General features: G+C 65.2%; 16 protein-coding genes and 2 pseudogenes. 4 read left to right on the top strand and 14 right to left on the bottom strand.

The genetic code is table 11. The features are described from left to right. Window positions 1-232: 232 nt before the first annotated feature. Together der and H8A92_RS32330 are read left to right on the top strand one after the other, a co-directional pair. Window positions 233-1,615, top strand: a complete 1,383-nt coding sequence (der, locus tag H8A92_RS32335) for a ribosome biogenesis GTPase Der (RefSeq protein ID WP_229199460.1) — start codon at window positions 233-235, stop codon at window positions 1,613-1,615. 79 nt (window positions 1,616-1,694) lie between these two features. Further along, window positions 1,695-2,912, top strand: coding sequence for an MFS transporter (locus H8A92_RS32330; RefSeq protein ID WP_338026674.1), 1,218 nt, complete (start codon window positions 1,695-1,697; stop codon window positions 2,910-2,912). Window positions 2,913-3,009: 97 nt separating this feature from the next. Here the strand turns inward: H8A92_RS32330 and H8A92_RS32325 are convergent, their stop codons facing one another. From H8A92_RS32325 to H8A92_RS32265, 13 genes and pseudogenes are all read right to left on the bottom strand, one after another. Next, window positions 3,010-4,236 carry an ABC transporter substrate-binding protein gene (locus H8A92_RS32325; RefSeq protein ID WP_229199459.1) on the bottom strand — a complete coding sequence of 409 codons (1,227 nt, stop codon included), beginning with the start codon at window positions 4,234-4,236 and terminating at the stop codon, window positions 3,010-3,012. A gap of 150 nt (window positions 4,237-4,386) precedes the next feature. Beyond that, window positions 4,387-5,519: pseudogene (locus H8A92_RS32320) on the bottom strand (NHL repeat-containing protein). Window positions 5,520-5,699: 180 nt separating this feature from the next. Beyond that, window positions 5,700-6,440, bottom strand: coding sequence for an SDR family NAD(P)-dependent oxidoreductase (locus tag H8A92_RS32315; protein ID WP_229199458.1), 741 nt, complete (start codon window positions 6,438-6,440; stop codon window positions 5,700-5,702). Window positions 6,441-6,613: 173 nt separating this feature from the next. Continuing rightward, window positions 6,614-8,179, bottom strand: coding sequence for an amidophosphoribosyltransferase (gene purF, locus H8A92_RS32310; protein ID WP_229199457.1), 1,566 nt, complete (start codon window positions 8,177-8,179; stop codon window positions 6,614-6,616). Between the two features lie 31 nt (window positions 8,180-8,210). Continuing rightward, entirely contained in the window at window positions 8,211-8,846 is a 636-nt protein-coding gene (locus H8A92_RS32305; protein WP_021079832.1) for a CvpA family protein, read from the bottom strand. A 189-nt stretch (window positions 8,847-9,035) separates the two neighbouring features. Next, window positions 9,036-10,538 carry a DNA repair protein RadA gene (gene radA, locus H8A92_RS32300; protein WP_229184721.1) on the bottom strand — a complete coding sequence of 501 codons (1,503 nt, stop codon included), beginning with the start codon at window positions 10,536-10,538 and terminating at the stop codon, window positions 9,036-9,038. Window positions 10,539-10,636: 98 nt separating this feature from the next. Further along, window positions 10,637-11,110, bottom strand: a complete 474-nt coding sequence (locus tag H8A92_RS32295) for a hypothetical protein (protein WP_229199456.1) — start codon at window positions 11,108-11,110, stop codon at window positions 10,637-10,639. 25 nt (window positions 11,111-11,135) lie between these two features. Then, window positions 11,136-11,744: a hypothetical protein gene (locus H8A92_RS32290; protein WP_229199455.1), complete on the bottom strand. Its 609-nt coding sequence runs from the start codon at window positions 11,742-11,744 to the stop codon at window positions 11,136-11,138. A gap of 176 nt (window positions 11,745-11,920) precedes the next feature. Then, window positions 11,921-12,208, bottom strand: coding sequence for a hypothetical protein (locus H8A92_RS32285; protein ID WP_229199454.1), 288 nt, complete (start codon window positions 12,206-12,208; stop codon window positions 11,921-11,923). A 361-nt stretch (window positions 12,209-12,569) separates the two neighbouring features. After that, window positions 12,570-13,295, bottom strand: coding sequence for a sulfite exporter TauE/SafE family protein (locus H8A92_RS32280; protein WP_229199453.1), 726 nt, complete (start codon window positions 13,293-13,295; stop codon window positions 12,570-12,572). Between the two features lie 315 nt (window positions 13,296-13,610). Continuing rightward, the gene (locus H8A92_RS32275; RefSeq protein WP_229199452.1) at window positions 13,611-14,381 is read right to left on the bottom strand and encodes an exodeoxyribonuclease III; all 771 of its coding nucleotides are present in this window, start codon (window positions 14,379-14,381) and stop codon (window positions 13,611-13,613) included. A gap of 24 nt (window positions 14,382-14,405) precedes the next feature. Continuing rightward, entirely contained in the window at window positions 14,406-15,689 is a 1,284-nt protein-coding gene (gene alr / locus H8A92_RS32270) for an alanine racemase (RefSeq protein ID WP_229199451.1), read from the bottom strand. Between the two features lie 48 nt (window positions 15,690-15,737). Beyond that, a complete protein-coding gene (locus tag H8A92_RS32265) occupies window positions 15,738-17,243 on the bottom strand; it encodes a replicative DNA helicase (protein ID WP_229184717.1) in 1,506 nt (501 codons plus the stop codon). A gap of 448 nt (window positions 17,244-17,691) precedes the next feature. On the opposite strand from H8A92_RS32265, the gene H8A92_RS32260 reads away from it, so the two are divergent. Then, a complete protein-coding gene (locus tag H8A92_RS32260; protein ID WP_229199450.1) occupies window positions 17,692-18,012 on the top strand; it encodes a hypothetical protein in 321 nt (106 codons plus the stop codon). A 20-nt stretch (window positions 18,013-18,032) separates the two neighbouring features. Here H8A92_RS32260 and H8A92_RS32255 read toward each other — a convergent pair whose 3' ends face one another. Further along, entirely contained in the window at window positions 18,033-19,286 is a 1,254-nt protein-coding gene (locus H8A92_RS32255) for an SAM-dependent methyltransferase (protein WP_229199449.1), read from the bottom strand. Between the two features lie 257 nt (window positions 19,287-19,543). Between H8A92_RS32255 and H8A92_RS32250 the strand changes: the two are divergent. After that, window positions 19,544-20,082, top strand: a pseudogene (locus tag H8A92_RS32250) (hypothetical protein); the annotation flags it as partial.

Here is a 20,082-nt window from a genome sequence, read left to right as displayed (position 1 = left end):
CCCCCGCCGCGGTGCCGCCGGATCCGAAGCCGAAGAAGATCGTCCGCCGCCGCACCACGGCGCCGCCCGCCGACGACCAGCAGGCGCAGCCTGCGGCGCCGGCCCAGCAGACCCAGACCACGCAACAATCCGGCGGCGCGTTCCCCGCGCCGCTACCGAGCGGCGGATTTAGCCGCTAGGCTCCTGCTTCAATTCATTAGACGCGCGCCGCGCCGCGGCGCCTGGATGATCCATGTCTTTTACCATCGCCATTATCGGCCGGCCCAATGTCGGAAAGTCGACGCTGTTCAACCGGCTGGTGGGCCAGAAGCTGGCGCTGGTCGATGACGAGCCCGGTGTGACGCGGGACCGCCGCGAGGGCCAGGCCAAGCTCTACGATCTCGAATTCACCATCATCGACACCGCAGGGCTCGATGAGGGCGCCAAGGGTTCGCTGACGGCGCGGATGCAGGAGCAGACCGAAACCGCGATCGAGCTCGCCGACGCGCTGATGTTCGTGATCGACGCCCGCGTCGGCCTGACCCCGACCGACCGCGCCTTCGCCGACTTCGCCCGCAAAGCCAACAAGCCGGTGGTGCTGGTCGCCAACAAGGCCGAGGGCAGGCACGGCGAGATCGGTGCGATGGAATCCTACGCGCTCGGCCTCGGCGATCCCGTCCAGATCTCGGCCGAGCACGGCGAGGGCATGGCCGACCTCCACGAGGCGCTGAGCGCGCTGGTGCCCGAGACACCGGAGGAAGACGACGAGATCGCGGACGACGAGGACATCTCGGAGGAGGAGGCCGCGCAGCGCCCGATCCGTGTCGCCATCGTCGGCCGGCCCAACGCCGGCAAGTCGACGCTGATCAACCATCTGCTCGGCGAGGAGCGGCTGCTGACCAGCCCCGAGGCCGGCACCACGCGCGATTCCATTGCGGTCGAGATCACTTGGCAGGGTCGCGAGTTTCGCGTGTTCGACACCGCCGGCCTGCGCCGCCGCTCGCGGATCGAGGAGAAGCTGGAAAAGCTCTCGGTCGCCGACGCGTTGCGCGCGGTGCGCTTTGCCGAAGTCGTCGTGATGATGATGGACGCGCAGAACAAGTTCGAGGAGCAGGATCTGCGCATCGCCGACCTGATCGAGCGCGAGGGCCGTGCCATTGTGCTCGCGGTCAACAAATGGGATCTCGTCGAGCGCAAGCCCAATCAGATCTCGCAGCTGCGCATCGATGCCGATCACTGGCTGCCGCAGGTCAAGGGTGCGCCGATCGTTGCCGTCTCCGGCCTGATGGGCGAGGGCATCGACCGCCTGATGACGGCGATCCAGGAGGCCTATGCGGTCTGGAACCGGCGCTTGCCGACCTCGGCGCTCAATCGCTGGTTCGAGCAGGCGATCCAGGCCAGCCCGCCGCCGGCCGTCTCGGGCCGCCGGCTGAAGCTGAACTACATCACGCAAGTGAAGGCGCGTCCGCCGAGCTTCGTGCTGTTCTGCTCGCGCGCCGACGCGATCCCGAGGTCCTATCTGCGCTATCTGATCAACTCGCTGCGCGAGACCTTCGATCTGCCGGGCACGCCGATCCGGATTACGCTGCGTGAGAAGGCCAATCCGTTCGCCCACAAGCGCAAACGGCCGTCATGAGCGGGCATAGCGTTTTCGAGCGAAGTGGGTACCGGTTCGCGTGAAGAAAACGCGTCAAAACGAGAATGACACGGTTGCTGTGTCGCAACCGCGCAGCGGCGCCGTGATCTTCATCTTCATCACACTGCTGCTCGACATGCTCGCGCTCGGGATCATCATCCCGATCCTGCCCAAGTTGATCGAAGGTTTTGTCAACAACGATACCGCAAACGCGGCGCGCATCTTCGGCGTGTTCGGCTCGATCTGGGCATTGATGCAGTTCGTCTGCTCGCCGATCCTGGGCGCGCTGTCCGATCGCTTCGGTCGCCGGCCGGTGGTGCTGGTGTCGAATTTCGGCCTTGCTGCCGACTATGTGCTGATGGCGCTGGCGCCGAACCTGATCTGGCTGTTCATCGGGCGGGCGATCTCGGGCATCACCTCGTCGAGCATCTCGACTGTGTTCGCCTATATCGCCGACGTCACCGCGCCGGAGCAGCGCGCCGCGATGTTCGGCAAGATCGGCGTCGCCTTCGGCGCGGGCTTCATCCTCGGACCGGCGCTGGGCGGCCTGCTCGGCCAGATCGATCCGCGGCTGCCGTTCTGGGCGGCGGCGGGCTTGAGCTTCGTCAACGGGCTCTATGGCCTGTTCATCCTGCCGGAATCGCTGCCGCCTGAACGGCGTGCGCCGTTCAGATGGAAGAGCGCCAACCCGATCGGCGCGCTGCGTTTCCTGCTTTCGAACCGGACGCTGGCCGGCCTGTCGCTGGCGACATTCTTCGGCCAGCTCGCGCATGTCGTGCTGCCCTCGGTGTTCGTGCTCTACGCCACCTATCGCTACGGCTGGGACACCGGCACGGTCGGCGCGACGCTGGCGCTGGTCGGGCTCTGCGGCATGATCGTGCAGGGCGCGGCGATCGGCCCGATCGTCAAGCTGCTCGGCGAGCGCAACGCGCTGTTCCTCGGTCTCGTCTGCGGCGCCTTGGGCTTCGTGATCTTCGGCGCGGCGCCGACCGGCCAGCTGTTCTGGATCGGCATTCCCGTGATGGCGCTGTGGGGCATCTCCGGCGCCGCAACGCAGGCACTGACGACGCAGCTCGTCGCCGCCGACCAGCAGGGCCAGTTGCAGGGCGCGACATCCAGCGTGCAGAGCATGTCGGAACTGATCGGCCCGTTCCTGTTCACGCTGACGTTTGCGTATTTCATCGGCGACAATGTGCCGCTGAAAATGCCTGGCGCGCCGTTCTATCTGGCCGGCGCGCTGCTGTTGCTCGCGCTCGCCATCGCCTGGCGCGCGACGGCGGCGAGGAAATCTGCGTAGGGTGGATTAGCGAGGCGTAATCCACCATTGTCTCCGCGGTGAGAAGGTCGGTGGGTTACGGCTTCGCCTAACCCAGCCGCAGCGTACGGCAGCTCGCTTATTTCTTCACCAGCGGACACTCGCTCGCCTCGAGCGGCTTGGCGGCGTCGTCCGGAGAGATGGTGGCGATCAGCTTGTAATAGTCCCAGGGATATTTGGACTCTTCCGGCTTCTTCACCTCGAACAGATAGGCCGGGATGATACGGCGGCCGTCGATCCGCAACGGACCCTTGCCGAACAGCGGATCGTCGGTCGGGATCTCCTTCATCTTGGCGACGACCTTGGCGCCGTCATGCGGATTGCCGCCCATCGCGTCCAGCGCCTTCAAATAATGCAGCACGCCGGCATAGACGCCGGCCACCGTCATCGAGGGCATCGAGCCCTTCGGCGAGACCTTCTGGAAGCGCTTCGACCAGGCCCGGGTCTGGTCGTTCATGTCCCAGTAGAACGACTCGGTGAAGGTGAGGCCTTGGGCGATCTTCAGGCCGAGTGCGTGCACGTCGTTGACGAACAGCAACAGCGCCGCGAGCTTCTGCCCGCCCGCGGTGATACCGAATTCGGACGCCTGCTTGATCGCGTTGGTGGTGTCGCCGCCGGCATTGGCGAGGCCGATGATCTTGGCCTTGGAGGCCTGCGCCTGCAGCAGGAACGAGGAGAAGTCGGCGGTGTTGAGCGGGTGCTTGACGCCGCCGAGCACCTTGCCGCCATTCGCGGTGACGACCGCCGCGGTGTCGCGCTCCAGCGCATGGCCGAAGGCGTAGTCGGCGGTGAGGAAGAACCAGCTGTCGCCACCGGCCTTGGTCAGCGCCTTGCCGGTGCCGTTGGCCAGCATGTAGGTGTCGAACGTGTAGGAGATCGTGTTGGCGTTGCAGGCCTTGCCGGTGAGATCGGCGGTCGCAGCACCGGAGTTGAGCACGATCGAGTTCTTCTCCTTGGCGAGGTTGCTCACGGCGAGTGCAACGCCGGAGTTCGGCGTATCGGTGATGATGTCGACCTTCTCGTTGTCGACCCAGTTGCGCGCGATGTTGACGCCGACGTCGGGCTTGTTCTGATGATCGCCGCTGACCACCTCGATCTTCCAGCCCTTGGCGCGAAGCCCGGAGTCTTCCACCGCCATGTTGGCCGCGGCCACCGAGTTCGGGCCGCCGATGTCGGCATAGAGGCCCGACATGTCGTTCAGCACACCGATCTTGACGTTCTTGTCTTGGGCAAAGGCAGGCGTTGCGAGGCCGAGTGCAGCGCAAGCGAGTAGCACGGCGTGGCGCCGCGCGAGCGTCGTCGTCATCAGACATTCCCTCCACTGTGATTTATCCGGGCGGCCCTCTTGTGGAGCCTTGTGCCGGTCGTTCGAGTTCCCGCTTACCCTTTCCGGGTGGAAGCGGCAATCCGCATAAAGCCGGATGAACTGCGTCGAAGCGTCATCCCGCCGTCATCCTCACTTCAGCGCGTCCGAGGTCAGCTTGAACTTCTGGATCCGCTTGCCGTCGACCTCGCCGGTATAGACGTTGCCCTTCTGGTCGACCGCCATGACGTGCAGCAGGGCGAACTGTCCGGCATTGCGGCCGCGGTGGCCGAAGCTGCCGACGACAGAGCCGTCATCGCGCTTGATGACACGGATCTCGTTGTTGGCGCCGTCGGCGTTGAGCAGATAGGTCTGCTTCGGATCGGGCCACAGCGCGAGATCGAACACCGCGCCGTCACCGCGGGTGTTCTTCTCGTAAAACCATTCCCGCACGAAAGTGCCGTTCTTCTGGAACACCTGGATGCGGTCCTGGCTGCGATCGCAGACATAGACCAGCCCGTCATTGGCGATCTTGATGCAATGCACGGGATTGCCGAACTGCTCCTGCACCGCGGCGCTCGGATCGTAGGGCGGCTGCTTGTCGTCGGTGGGCAATTTGCCGTAGCCGCCCCAGTGCCGCTTGTAGGCTAGCGTGGTGGCGTCGAACACGATGACGCGGCGGTTGCCGTAACCGTCGGCGACGTACAGCTCGTTGGCCGCCTTGTCGATCGCGATTCCCGCGGCCGGCCGAGCTGGGTGGGGTCGTTGCTGTTGGTGCGGGCTGCGATCTTGCCGATCTGGCCGAGATATTTGCCGTCGAGCGAGAACTTCAGGATTTCGCTGTCGTCATCGGCATTGCCGCCGATCCAGACGAAGCCGCGTTCGTCGACCTCGATGCCGTGCTCGCGGCCGACCCATTGATAGCCGTCGCCGGGGCCGCCCCAGGATCGCAGCAGATTGCCGTCGACGTCGAACTCCAGCACCGGCGGCGCGGCCACGCAGCACTTTGCCCGCGGCGGAGTGAGGCTCGCTGCCTTCTCGCCATCGGTCAGCGATCGCGGCCGGTGGACCACCCAGATGTGCCCCTGCCAGTCGACGGTGATGCCGCCGATCTGGCCGAGGATCCAGTTGTTGGGAAGCTGTTTCGGCCAGGACGGATCGACCGCGAAGGTCGGGACGTCACCGGCCTTGGCGGGCGAAGGCGCAACGAAGGGGGACGATGCGATACAGAGGGAAAGAAACAATCCGGACAGAATGGAGCGCGCGCGATTGAACGTCGGCGTCATGATGCTCCCGAGATTCTTCTTGGCGGCCGTGCCGCTGCGGAGGGCAGTCAATCGCGGGGCGGGGGTCGAGTCAATCCGTCCCGCCGTCATTGCGAGGAGCGGTAGCGACGAAGCAATCCATGCCTCCGCACGTGCTGAGAAATGGATTGCTTCGCTTCGCTCGCAATGACGGGGAGGCGCCTACACTGGCGGCTGGAACGTCCGCAGCGTGCGCGCCTTGTAGTCGTAGAGCTTGCCGGTTTCGGTCCATTCAGGCGCACACATCGGCACGATGAATTCGGCGGCCATGTCCGGCGTATCCAAGGTCATCGGGTCTTCGCCGGGAAACACCTGCGCACGCATCCGGGTGCGGATCGGGCCTGGGCTGAACAGGTTGACGCGCAGCGCGGTGTTGGCGGTCTCGTTGGCCCAGGAGCGCACCAGTGCGTCGAGCGCGGCCTTCGAGGCCGCGTAGGGGCCGAGATAGGCGCTGGCCTTGTGCGCCACGCCCGACGTCACGAACACCGCGCGGCCGGCGTCGGACTGGCGCAGCAGCGGGTCCATGCATCGGATCAGCTGGAAATTGGCGGTGACGTTGATCGCGAACACGTCGTTCCACGGCTTCAGCTCGATGTGACCGAGCGGCGACGAGGGGCCGGCGGTGCCGGCATTGCCGACGAGGATGTCGAGCTTGCCGTGGCGCTCATGCAGCGCGAGCCCGAGCCGTGCGATGCCGTCGTAATCGGTGAGCGAGAGCGGCACCAGCGTGGCGCTGCCGCCGGCCTTCCTGATCTCGTCGTCGAGCTCTTCCAGCCCGCCTTGCGTGCGGGCCACCGCGACGACATGCGCGCCGGCTTTGGCCAGCGCGACCGATGTCGCATAGCCGATCCCGCGCGAGGCGCCGGTCACGAGGGCAATCCGGGAGGCGAGGGGCTTTGTCATGGAAGGGACTCTAACAAATCGTCGTCCCTGCGAAAGCAGGGACCCATACGCCGTGACGGCGATAATGGAAGAAAGCGTTCGTGTCTAATGCTGCCCCAGCCACATAGGCCGGTGGTTGGGTCCCTGCTCCGTGCGCAACCGCGCACTCGGCAGGGACGACAGCGAGGAAGTGGCTAGCTCGCTTCCGCCAGCAGCGAGAGCTGGCGCGGCGCGGGCTCGGTTTCGCTCTGGTCCGTCAGATGGGTCGGATAGGCGCCGGTGAAGCAGTGGTCGGCGAACCTCGGATTTGTCGGGTCGCGGCCCTCATAGCCCATCGCGCGGTACATGCCGTCGATCGACAGGAAGGCGAGCGAGTCGGCGCCGATGATGTCGCGCATCTCCTCGAGCGAATGGGTCGCGGCGAGCAGGCCGCCACGATCGGGAAGGTCGATGCCGTAATAGTCGGGATAGAGGATCGGCGGCGAGGCAAGCCGGAAGTGCACCTCGCGGGCGCCGGCGTCGCGCATCATGCGCACGATCTTCTTCGAGGTGGTGCCGCGCACCAGCGAGTCGTCGATCAGGATGATCCGCTTGCCCTCGATCGCAGCGCGGTTGGCCGAATGCTTCATGCGCACGCCGAGCTCGCGCACGGTCTGGGTCGGCTGGATGAAGGTGCGGCCGACATAGTGGTTGCGGATGATGCCGAGCTCGAACGGCACGCCGGAATACTGGCTGTAGCCGACCGCGGCGGGCACGCCGGAATCCGGCACCGGCACCACGACGTCGACCTCGGGATGGCTCTCGCGCGCGAGCTGGGCGCCGAACGCCTTGCGCACGTCGTACACCGAGCGGCCGCCGACGATCGAATCCGGCCGCGCGAAATAGATGTATTCGAAGATGCAGGGCCGGGCCGGCTTCGGCGGGAACGGCTTGTGGCTGTGCGCGCCCTTCTCGTCGAACACGATGATCTCGCCGGGCTCGATGTCGCGGACATATTTCGCGCCGATCATGTCGAGCGCGCAGGTCTCCGAGGTCAGGATCGGACGGCCGTCGAGATCGCCGAGCACCAGCGGGCGGATGCCGAGCGGGTCGCGCGCGCCGACCAGCTTCTTGTTGGTCAGTGCGACCAGCGCATAGGCGCCCTCAATGGTGCGCAGCGCCTCGATGAAACGGTCGATGAAGCGGGTGCGCTTCGACTGTGCGACGAGATGCAGGATCACCTCGGTGTCGGTGGTCGACTGCATCATGGCGCCGCCCTTGACCAGCTCGCGGCGCAAGGTCAGGCCGTTGGTCAGGTTGCCGTTGTGGCCGACCGCAAAGCCGCCGGCGCTGAGCTCGGCGAACAGCGGCTGCACGTTGCGCAAGATGGTGCCGCCGGTCGTGGAATAGCGGACGTGGCCGACCGCGGCATTGCCGGGCAGGCGATCGATCACCTCACGGCGGGAGAAGGCGTCGCCGACCAGGCCGAGGCGGCGTTCACTGTGGAAGCGGCCGCCGTCGAAGGAGACGATGCCGGCGGCTTCCTGGCCGCGGTGTTGCAGGGCGTGCAGCCCGAGTGCGGTGATCGCAGCGGCCTCGGGGTGGCCGAAGACGCCGAACACGCCGCATTCCTCGCGGAGCGTATCGCCGTCGAGATCGGGGTGGTATCTGAGGTCGTCGTCCCGGAGATGGTCCTGTCGAGGATGTTCCTGCAATTCGATCGGGCCGAGGTCGAGATTCAGTTGGTCGGCGTGATCGGAAGGGGTTTGCATCTCGTTCATCGCCTCTCGTGAGGGGCCCAAACCAAATAAGTTATCGGCCCGCGGGTTTCTCGATCAGCTTTTTCAAGCTGTCACGCGCAGGTTTGCTGTAGCCATCGCCCGACGCCGGCGTCGCCTGATCATTGGTATCAGCCGCAGAATCGTCGTCCGGCTTATTCTTCTTGAACTTCTTTAAGATGGTGTTCTCGGGGTCGTCAGGCAAGAGCGACATCAGCCAATCCCCGGTTCCCTGCAGCACCACCCGGGACTTCGCCCCCGTCACCCAATCGGGCCGCTGCTTGTCCGGAACCAGCCAGGTGAAGAACATGAACGCCACGACCACGATCAGGAGGCCGCGGGCCAGCCCGAACAGGAAGCCCAGGGTGCGGTCGAGCGCGCCGATCCGGGAGTCCAGGATCATGTCCGAGATCCGCACCGTGATGATCGAGACCACGATCAGCGTGCCGATGAAGACGCCGGCCACCACGACCACGGCCGCGACCGTGTCGTTATTGAAGTAAGTTTTGGCGGTCGGCAGCAGCTTCGAGAAAGCATACAGCGTGACCAGCGCGGCGGCGCCCCAGGCCGCGATCGACAGGATCTCGCGCATGAAGCCACGCACCATGGCAAGCAGGCCCGAGATCAGCATCACGCCGAGCAGGACGAGATCGAGTATCGTTATGGGCATCGGCTGGTCAGGTCCGCTGGTACGTTTCGGTACGCTGTTAAGGGCTTACGCTGGTTAAGAGCTCTCGCGAATCGGCAAAGTCGGTGCCGTCCTAACTGAGGCGCATCGGGGGCATCCGGCAAGGCCGGAGCGCCACCTGTCCCGCGCGGCGGATGTATAGCGACGAGGGGCAGATACGTCACGCCCGCTTTAGCCGGTCTCGCGACGGAATCGGGCCGGTGTGGCATTTTTCCCAGCCGTATCAGCGTCTCCGGAGCCGCTCGGGTCGCCTCTTGGCGTACCTTCGTCGTTCCGTGGCGCAGCCCGGCCACCTCGCGGCGTCCCGCGCGCGGCGATTTCGGCGACCAGGGTAGTCAGATTGCCGACGCTGTTGAGTGCGAGCCCCGCATCGCCACCGCCGTCGCCGCGGGCCGATTCGGGCAGGATGGCGCGGCCGAAGCCGAGCTTCAGGGCCTCCTTCAGCCGGGCCGGGGTCTGCGCCACCGGGCGGATCGCGCCGGACAGCGAAATCTCGCCGAAATAGACTGCGTCCGTCGGCAAGGGCGCATTCACCAGCGAGGACACCAGCGCAGCCGCCGCGGCGAGGTCCGCGGCCGGTTCCTGGATGCGCAGGCCGCCCGCGACATTGAGATAGACGTCATGTCCGGACAATTTGACGCCGCAATGCGCCTCGAGCACCGCCAGCACCATCGACAGCCGGCTCGGGTCCCAGCCGACCACGGCGCGGCGCGGCGTGCCGAGTGAGGTCGGCGCCACCAGCGCCTGCAATTCGACCAGCACCGGGCGGGTGCCCTCGATGCCGGCGAACACGGCCGTGCCGGGGCTGCCGAGCTCGCGTTCCGAGAGGAACAATTCGGAGGGGTTGGTGACTTCGCGCAGCCCGAGCCCGGTCATCTCGAACACGCCGATCTCGTCGGTCGCGCCAAACCGGTTCTTGGCCGAGCGCAGGATGCGGAACTGCTGCGAGCCTTCGCCCTCGAACGACAGCACCGCATCGACCATGTGCTCGACCACGCGGGGGCCGGCGATCTGGCCGTCCTTGGTCACATGGCCGACCAGGATGATCGTTGCCCCGGTCTTCTTGGCGAAGCGAATGAGGGCCTGCGCGGAGGCGCGGACCTGGGTCACGGTGCCGGGCGCCGACTCCACCGTGTCGGTCCACATGGTCTGGATCGAATCGATCACGATCAGCCGCGGCACCGCGCCTTCCGACAGCGTCGAGACGATGTCCTCGACCGAGGTTTCCGAGGCGAGCTGCACCGGCGCGTCGGCGAGCCCGAGCCGCTCGGCGCGCAGCCGCACCTGAGCGACCGCCTCTTCGCCGGAGATATAGACCGCGCGGTGGCCGGCGCGCGCCATCATGGAGGTTGCCTGGGTCAGCAGCGTGGATTTTCCGATGCCGGGATCGCCGCCGACCAAGAGCACCGAGCCGCGGACGAAGCCGCCGCCGGTGACGCGGTCGAGCTCGGTCATGCCCGACGACAGCCGCGGCGCGTCCTGGGTCTTGCCGGACAGCGATTCCAGCGCAAACGTGCGTCCCTTGCGCTTGCTGCGGATCGAGACCGGCACCGAGCCCGTGGTGTCTTCCTCGGCCAGCGTGTTCCACTCGCCGCAGGAATCGCACTTTCCCTGCCAGCGATTATACGCCGCGCCGCAGTTCTGGCAGACGAAGGAGAGGGTGGATTTGGCCATGAAGGAACTCGATTCCGCAGCCCCTCAATAGCACGGATCAGGAGGTGGCAACGCCCGGCGGGGACGCCGCGCCCAGCCATGTTCGGTCGAGGCCGGCTTCAGGAGGCCGATACCGATCGCTGCTTCAGGACGCGAACTGGGATCGCGGCGGCCGGCCATAGCTGCAGCCTGTAGTGATCGTCGCCCTCAAGGCCATTCTCCGACAGCGTGTCGAGCGCGCCGTAGGATGCACGCACCCGATAGGTCCCCGGTGCGGTCTCGATGCGCATGGCGTCAGGGAAATAGTCCGTGCAACCGGCGATCACGATGCGTCCGGATGCGACGTCGAGGCTTGCTTCGACCACGTGATCCCAGTCAGCGGAATCATCGTCCGGCTCGCGCCCGAGAAGCTGCACCACGACCGGCACGTCCATGTTCCGCACGGTGCGGATCCCGACCGTCCCGGGCGCGATCGCGAGCAATCGATCGGTCGTTTCCTCCGTCCAGGCAGCGGACAGGTCGCCCGATGCAGGTTCATCCTGGATGTAGAACTGGAAGTAGTCGGCGAACAGTGAGAGTTCGAATGATCTCATTTCGCGTGGCTCCGGCGGATGGCAGTCAGCGGGAGAACACCCTTGTTCCGGCCGGCCATCGCGGCTTGTCTCCGACCGGGCTTGCGCCGATCTCCCAGCCGACGCCGCCCCAGAGTACGTCGACGGCACCAAGCTCTCCAGCGATATCGCGGACGTAAAACACATTCGGCCTGGCGTTGATCTCCAGCGGCCCGCCGTTGCCGTTGGGTTGCTGCATCAACGCGCACCAGACGTCGGCCAACCGGCTCTCGTGGCTCTGACCCAGCTTGGCCAGGATCTCCTTGTCGCTTGCGGCCGCACTCAGGACGAAGGTCTGCAACGACGCGCCGCCGGCGTCGTCTTCGACCTTGTTGGTGAAGCGTTGCGCGAAGGTCGCACCGAGCCAGGAAATCTTCACCGCGGCGCGCGACGCGATGTCTTCCTTGAAATGTTCCCGCGCGGCGAACTTTTCGGCGTGAGGTATCGCCGAGGTCGACGACGGATCGGACGGTTCCTCAGGCTTCGGCCGCAGGGAGCATGTGACGCGGTCAGTGGCGACAGCCGATCGGCCTGGTTTCGTATCGTCCGCGGCGACGCTGAAGCCTTGTGCTGCCAGAAGGAAGGCCAGCGACAGGGTGAGGCTTAGCTGACGCATCTTGTTGTTGTCCCTGAATCCGCTGTGTTCGCGGAGACAAGGTAAACCACACCTTGTGGATGTAAATTAAAGATCGGGTTTCTGGTTAAGGATAAAAAGTAAGTTCAACTACAACGAGAATTTGAATCAAATGCTCTTCGGCGCCTGGAACCGGATGTTGCTCTCGGCCGCCGCGTCTAGACGCGGATGTCTCGACCCGACAGCAGCAGCGGCGGATTCGCGCGCAGCACCGAGCCCGTCGGCAAAGCCCGGCAGCATCTTGCCTGCGCCCGCAGCGGATCGCTCCAACTCCAGCGAACGCGCCACGACGGATTGTTGGCGTAGGCCGGAACGCGCCAGACCCAGATCGTTTCGTAAACGCTGTCTCCGAACTGCGCGACGTCGGGCTTTGCTGTCGGCCCCAAGGCCGAGCCGGCAACAGCGAACGTCACCGCCACCGCAGTCGTGATCATCATCTTGCGCATCGCGCGTCTGCCTTCCTCGTCTGTCACGGGTTCGTACAACCCGCTGGTCCTAATGCTTCGACTTGCGATCCCGAATCCGTCGGGCCGACATCAGACGCAGAGGTGCGCGCACCATTGCGCCCCTTGTGCTGCCTGACTCATCGGGATTCGCATCCGGGTCGTCGATCAATCCCGTGATGCCTGCTAGAGCAAAGTGCTTGTCCGCAAACGATCGAGTGCAAGTAATGAGATCGTCATAAACGCAGTCGCCGGATGGAGGCAATCCGGATAACACCGGGAACCGGGCGCCTCAATGAAGCTCTTTCGGGGTACAACGTCCAGGCGCGCAAAGACCCCGTAGAATTACGACATGCCTGCGAGTCTACTGCGCCATTGCCGACCACAGCAGCGCCGTGCCCGCAGCCAGCATGATGCCGTCCATGATCAGGCGAAACGATTCCGGCTTCAGCTGCAGCACGAAGCGCTTTGCGATGAAGGCGCCGGCCATCAGCGAAGCGCCGGCGATCAGGCCCTTCAGCGCGATATCTGGCGTCAGCGCGCCGAAGCGCTCGAACGTCACCGACTTGCTGACATACAGCCCGAGTGAGCTTGCCGCCTCGGTGGCGAGGAACGCGCCCTTGCTGAGGCCGTAGAATAAAAACAGCGGCACGCTGAGCGGCCCGGTCGAGGCCACGATGCCGGTGAGATAGCCGATGACAGCGCCGCCGATCATCAGGTGCCAGAGATTGGCTTTCAATTTGTGCTGCGCCAGCCAATGCCGCACCGGCACCATTGCGATCAGGAATACACCGATCGCGATATCGACCGCGCGCGAGGGCAGCGCGAGCAGGGTGCGCGCGCCGAACGCTGCGGCTGGAATGCCCGTGATCGAGTAGGCGATGCAGGCGCGCCAGTCGACCTCGCGCCACCAGGCCAGGATGCGCGAGAGATTGGCCATCACGGCGGCGACCGCCATGATCGGTACCGCCTGTTTCGGGCCGTACTGATAGACCAGCACCGGCATCAGCATGATCGACGAGCCGGTGCCGACGATGCCTGAAATGGTGCCGGCGACCAGGCCGACGATGAGGACGAAGAGGAAGCCCACCTGTCGGCTCCGGTGAGGTGTGATCGCCCATTACCTCCGAGTTGCCCGACGGCGCAAGCCCCCGCCTTGGCGGAGAGGGCGGAACGAACGGCGGGAGCCGGACAAATCATATCGCGAAAGTGCGGGATGTCTGACCCGCGGGCCGTGCAACAAACACGGTGTCGTCCCGGCGAAGGCCCGGACCCATTGCCACGAGTTCTGATTGTTGAACGATGCTGGGACCACAGGCTGTTTTCAACAAGGCCACCCTGTGGGGCCCCGGCCTTCGCCGGGACGACAGTGCCACTATGGCTCGAGCGCGACATGCAAATATGATCACTTCAACACCACCCAGGCCGGTGCGTGGTCACTCGCGCCTTCCTCGCCGCGGATGTCGCGGTCGACGCCGGCTTTCGCGAGCCGCGCTGCCAGGTCGGGGCTGAGCAGGAGATGATCGAGCCGGAGGCCCGCATCGCGCGGCCAGCGGTTGCGCATGTAGTCCCAGAAGGTGAACATCGGCTGGTCGGGATGCAGCGTGCGGATCGCATCGCACCAGCCCTGATTGACCAGCGCCTTGAACGCGGCGCGGCTCTTCGGCTGGATCAGCGCATCCTTGTCCCACGAGCGGGTCGGATAGATGTCGAAGGGCGTCGGCGCGACATTGTAGTCGCCGGCGAGCACCACCGGGACGTTCTGCTTGAGCAGCTTGGCGGCGTGGGCGCGCAGCCGCTTGAACCAGGCCAGCTTGTAGTCGAATTTCGGCCCGGGCTGCGGATTGCCGTTCGGCAGATAGAGACTGGTGACGACGATGCCGCGTACCGCGGCCTCGATGTAGCGCGCCTCGTGATCGATGGCGTCGCCGGGCAGGGCGGTGCGGATCAGCACGGGCTCGGCCTTGCGCGCGAGGATGGCGACGCCGTTCCAGGTCTTCTGTCCCTGCCACACCGCGCCGTAGCCGGCCTTCGCGATCGCAGCAGCGGGAAACTCGGCGTCGCTTGCCTTGAGCTCCTGCAAACTCACGACATCGGGCTTGGCCGATTTCAGCCAGCGCAACAGGTTCGGCAGCCGGCGGTTGACGTTGTTGATGTTGAAGGTCGCGATCTTCATGGGCACGCGCGACCAGTCACGTCATCAGACCGACGGCAATGGTGGCGGTGCCGGGGGCGCTGCCGTCGGCATGGCGGGAGGCGCTGCTTGCGCGGCGGTCGGCTCGCGGTTCTCGACAGCGGCGCCGCTCGTCGCGGCGACGGCGTCGCCGCCCTTGTAGATGCGCACGAAGCGGCGGCCGAGGCTGGTCAGCACCTCATAGCCGATGGTGCCGAAATGATGCGCGACCTCGTCGACCGTGATGCCTTCGCCGATCAGCGTCACCATGTGGCCGCGCCGCACGGCGTTCTTGTCGAGATCGGTAATATCGACCGCGATCAGATCCATCGAGACGCGGCCGGCGATCGGGCAGCGCTTGCCGGCGACCACGACCTCGGCGCCGCGGGTGCCGTCATTGGCGCTGGCGGCGCGGAAATAGCCGTCGGCATAGCCGGCGGAGACGATCGCAAGCCGGGTCGGCCGGCGTGCGGTCCAGGTGCCGCCATAGCCGACGGTCTCGCCGCGATCGATGTTGCGGATCTGCACGATGCGCGCCTTGAGGTCGACCACCTGCTGCATCGGGTTGTCGGCCTCCGGCGTCGGATTGACGCCGTAGAGCGCGCAGCCCGGCCGCACCATCTCGAACTGGAATTGGGCGCCGAGGAACACGCCGGAGGAGTTCGCCAGCGACGCCGGCACGCCTGTGAACAGGCTCGCGATCTCGCGGAAGCTCGCCAGCTGCTTGGCGTTGGCGGGATTGTTCAAGAGTTCGGCGGAAGCGAGGTGGCTCATCACAAGCGTGATGCCGTGGTCGCCGGCATTGATCCGCGGGATGATGCCTTGCGCCTCGCTGACCGTGAGTCCGAGCCGGTTCATGCCGGTATCGATATGGATGGCGGCGCCGCCGGACCAGCCGGAGCGGCGGCAGAACACGTCCCACTCGGCGAGTTCATTGAGATCGCCGATCACAGGCTTGCAGTCGATCCTGGCGTAGGCCTCGCCGGTCTGCTGGAAGAAGCCGCCGAGCGAATACACTGTCGCGTCGGGCACGGCCGCGCGCACCACGGCGGCCTCCTCGACGGTTGCGACGAAGAAGGTCTTGCAGCCCGCCTTGGCCAGTGCCCGCGACACCTGCTCGGCGCCGCAGCCATAGGCGTTGGCCTTGACCACGGCGGCGCATTCGGCGGGCACTGCGGTCTTCTCGAGCTTGCGCCAGTTGGCGATGATGGCGTCGAGGTCGATGGTCAGGATGCCGGTGGCGGCCGGATGGGCCGCCAGCAGATTGGCTTCGGGCGTCAGCTGCGATTTCGCGTCGGTCACGATGTTCATGCCCCCGTTGTACGCGCGGGGCTCCTGCCGTTCAACCGCGCCGCGGAATCAATGGGAGTGATCCGGAATCTGACCGTCGGGTGCGAGGTCGCCGAACCTCGTCACGCTGGCCTCGAAGTGCAATTCGACGGTGCCGGTCGGGCCGTGGCGCTGCTTGCCGATGATGACTTCGGCTTTGCCATGGGCGAGTTCCAGCTCCATCTGCCATTTCTCGTGCTCGGGCGTGCCCGGCCGCGGCTCCTTGTTCGCCAGGTAGTATTCCTCGCGATACACGAACATCACCACGTCGGCGTCCTGCTCGATCGAGCCGGATTCACGCAGGTCGGAGAGCTGAGGACGCTTGTCGTCGCGGTTTTCGACCTGACGCGACAGCTGCGACAGCGCGATGACCGGGACGTTCAATTCCTTCGCCAGCGCCTTCAGATTGGTGGTGATCTCGGTGATTTCCTGGACGCGGTTGTCGTTGCCCTTCTTGCCCGACCCCTGCAGCAGCTGGATGTAGTCGATCACGATCAGATCGAGGCCCTTCTGCCGCTTGAGGCGGCGGGCACGGGCGGTGAGCTGCGAGATCGAGAGACCACCGGTTTCGTCGACATAGAAGGGCAGCGATTGCAGCTCGATCGAACAGTCGCGGATCTTCTCGAAATCGAGCTCCGAGATCCCGCCGCGGCGGATCGAGCTCGAGGGAATGCCGGTGCGTTCGGCGAGAATGCGGGTGGCGAGCTGTTCGCCGCTCATTTCGCAGGAGAAGAAGCCGACGCAGCCGCCGTTGACCGCCTTGGTGGTGCCGTCTGCCTGGACCTCGGGCACATAGGCCTTGGCGATGTTGTAGGCGATATTGGTGGCGAGCGACGTCTTGCCCATGCCGGGACGGCCGGCGAGCACGATCAGGTCGGACGGTTGCAGGCCGCCCATCCGGGCATCGAGATCGCGCAGGCCGGTCGAGATGCCGGACAGTTTGCCGTCGCGCTGGAACGCCTTCGCCGCCATGTCGACGGCAATCGTCAGCGCCTGCGAGAAGCGCTGGAAGCCGCCGTCATAGCGGCCGGTTTCGGCAAGACTGTAGAGCTGTCGCTCGGCATCCTCGATCTGCGCGCGCGGGGCGAAGTCGACCGGCGCGTCATAGGCGACGTTGACGATCTCCTCGCCGATCTGGATCAGGTTGCGGCGCAGGCTGAGATCGTAAACGGTACGTCCGTAATCCTGCGCGTTGATGATCGTGGTCGCTTCGGCGGCGAGCCGCGCGAGGTATTGGCCGACCGTCATGCCGCCGATGTCGAGCTCGGCCGGCAGGAACGTCTTCAGGGTCACGGGGTTCGCGACCTTGCCCATCCGGATCAGGCTTCCGGCGGTTTCATAGATCTGCTGATGGATGGTTTCGAAGAAGTGCTTCGGCTCCAGGAAGTCGGAGACGCGATAGAAGGCGTCGTTGTTGACCAGGATCGCGCCCAGCAGGCCCTGTTCCGCTTCGATGTTGTGCGGCGCACTCCGATAGGCCGCGGAGGCGGCGGCGTCGGGCGCGAGCTTGTGGACGTTCGAATCAATCAAGGCCATGGACGAGCTTATTCTTCTGATTTCGTCGTTACTGCGATTTTCGGATGTGGGGCGGCGATCAAGCGCCAGCCCGGCACGAAGCGAAAGGACGGATGTTTCTTATGCACGATTCACACAACGCGATGTGTGAATCCCGGACAGCCGGATGCATTCCGCTTGACTGGGTCTTGTCAGAAACCGGGCAGGGTCCGGCCGATCAGCAATGTCGTTGGTAAAAATCGGATGCCGCCTGAACCTTTTTCAGGACCGGCGAACCCATGGAGAGATGAGGCGACTGTTGGCGTCGGGTCCTCAGACCAGGACCAGGAAAGCCAGCGCGATCAAGGCGGCCACCACGCCAGTGGCGATCAGGGCGTAGTCGGTCGCGATATCGCGTTGCGGGTCCAACATCGTCTGGTGCGTTTCTCGGGTCATTCCGGACCACTACGACAGCCCGGAACAGACCTCTGTGAAGCAGATCACACCTGCCGCATTTTCTTTGCGCCAGGTTCGCGGGAACGACCTGGCGGATTCCGGGTTGTCTTCGCTCAGGGAAGATACGGCGACGATGGCTCAAGAGTTTCAGACGGTGCGATTGAGGCTTGGCCAGGCAGGCGGCATGGACCGCCGCTGGCTGGCGGCGCTCGTCGATGCCATGGAGCAGACGGCGCGTCCGGAGGTCCGGAATACTCCCTGCGATGCAAGGCTGGTCTCGGCCGCCGTGGCCCATCTGGCGCGTCCGGCACCGACTTTCGCCCATTGCGGATCGGCCTACAGCCTGCGCAACTAGCGGCACCCGTTGTTTCAGATTTACTCGCCGGCGAGTTGCAGCCGGGGCTTGGCCGCGCCGGCTTCCTTGAGCCGCAGCCGGGCTTCCTCATGCCCGATGTAGTCGCGGGTGATCGGGACGACGCCCTGGCGCTTGGTGAGCTGGAGCTGGAAGTTCATCATGTTCTGCACCCGGAACGACATCTCCGATGCCGCCAGGTAGAATTCCCACATCCGGGCAAACGCCTCGTCGTACAGCCGCACCGCCTCCTCGCGTCGCGCCATGAAGCGCTCGCGCCATGCCTTCAGCGTCTCGGCATAGTGCAGCCGAAGGATCTCCATGTCGCAGATCAGCAGTCCAGCCTTCTCGATTGCCGGCATGACCTCGGAGAGCGCCGGAATATAGCCGCCGGGGAAGATGTACTTCCGGATCCAGGGGCTGGTGACGTCGGGACCGGTCGAGCGGCCGATCGAATGCAGCACCATGACACCGTCATCGCTCAGGAGCTCGGCGCAGCGCTTGAAGAAGGTTTCGTAGTAGGCGACCCCGACGTGCTCGAACATGCCGACCGAAACGATACGGTCGAACGGGCCGGGGATGTCGCGGTAATCCTGCATCAGGAAACGCGCGGAATCCGCCAGGCTTCGTTCCGCCGCCCGGGCGTTGGAAATCTGCAGCTGCTCGGTCGACAGCGTGACGCCGGTGACGTCGGCGCCGCCCATCTCGGCAAGATAGAGACCGAGCCCGCCCCAGCCGGAACCGATGTCGAGGATGCGGTGGCCGGGCTTGATCAGGAGTTTTGCGGCGAGGTGGCGCTTCTTGGCGAGCTGGGCGTCGTCCAGCGTCGCGTCAGGCGCTTCGAAATAGGCACAGCTGTATTGCTTGTCGGCATCGAGGAAGAGGGAATAGAGGCGGCCGTCGAGATCGTAATGGCGGGCGACATTGCTCCTGGAGCGGCCACGCACATTGATCTGCTGGGCACGCCGTCCAAGGAACCGCACCCAGGCCTGCATCCTGGCAAAGTTCGGTAGCATGGCCGCCTGGCCCATCAGGACCGCCAGCACATCGGCGATGGTGCCTCGCTCCACCACGAACGTGCCGTCCATGAAGGCTTCGCCGAGATAAAGTTCCGGATCGACCAGAACGCGGACTTCAGCTGCCCTGGTCATGAAACGGGCGGCGACCGGCGTGCCAGTGCCGTCGCCGCAGCTGAATTGGGCGCCGCTCGCGGTCGTGAACGTGATCGACCCGCGGCGGATGAAGCGCCCCAAGAAAAATCGCAACAATCGGTCCATCGAAACACCAACGGAACGGCAAGCTGCACACTGACACCACCGGAGCTGATCACCCCAATGTGTCCCCAATTCAAAGATAGGCAGGGAATTGGATCGCGCTATTGCGTTGTGGTCAAAGCCGATATTCCAAAATGTGACAATTGCGTGGATGCGTCACGCGCGCGCTTCCATTCGCGCGATAATCGGATAAAAGGTGACCGCCGCAGCCGATCCATGAGCGCAGGCGGCGATTTTTCCGGAATCTGGAGACTTAAGGAATGTTGAGCCGAGCCCTCAGTCTGGCGACGGTAACGCTTCTGATTGGCTGCCTCTCAGCCGTATCAGCGCAAGCGCAGAACCTCGAGGCCGGCAAAAGCCCCTCCCAGATCTTCGGCAGCACCTGCACGGCCTGCCACAAGAGCCCGCGCGGCCTCCTGAAGACGGTACCAGCCGGTTCGCTGCCCGGCTTCCTGCGCCAGCACTACACGACGTCGAGCGACATGGCCGGCATCCTTGCGTCCTACCTGATTTCGAACGGTGCCAACGACCCGCGCTACCAGGCCAAGGATCAGCCGAAGGGCGCCAAGGGCAGGGAAGGCCGCCAGGAGGCGAACCAGTCGCCGGAGCAGCCGTCCGAGCGTCCCGCCCGACGGCAGAATCAGGGTGCCGCTCCGCAGGAAGGGGCGAAGCCCGACGCCGACGGCTTGAATCCCGAAGGACATTCCGCTCACCGGGGCAAGCGCATGGCGCGGCCGAGCGAGGCGCCCGAGGGGGCCAGGCCGGACGACGGTCAGGCCCCGCAGGCCGCGGGCGAAGG

This window comes from Bradyrhizobium acaciae (assembly GCF_020889785.1).
Classification (GTDB): Bacteria; Pseudomonadota; Alphaproteobacteria; order Rhizobiales; family Xanthobacteraceae; genus Bradyrhizobium; species Bradyrhizobium acaciae.
This window is presented reverse-complemented; position numbering and strand designations above follow the sequence as displayed.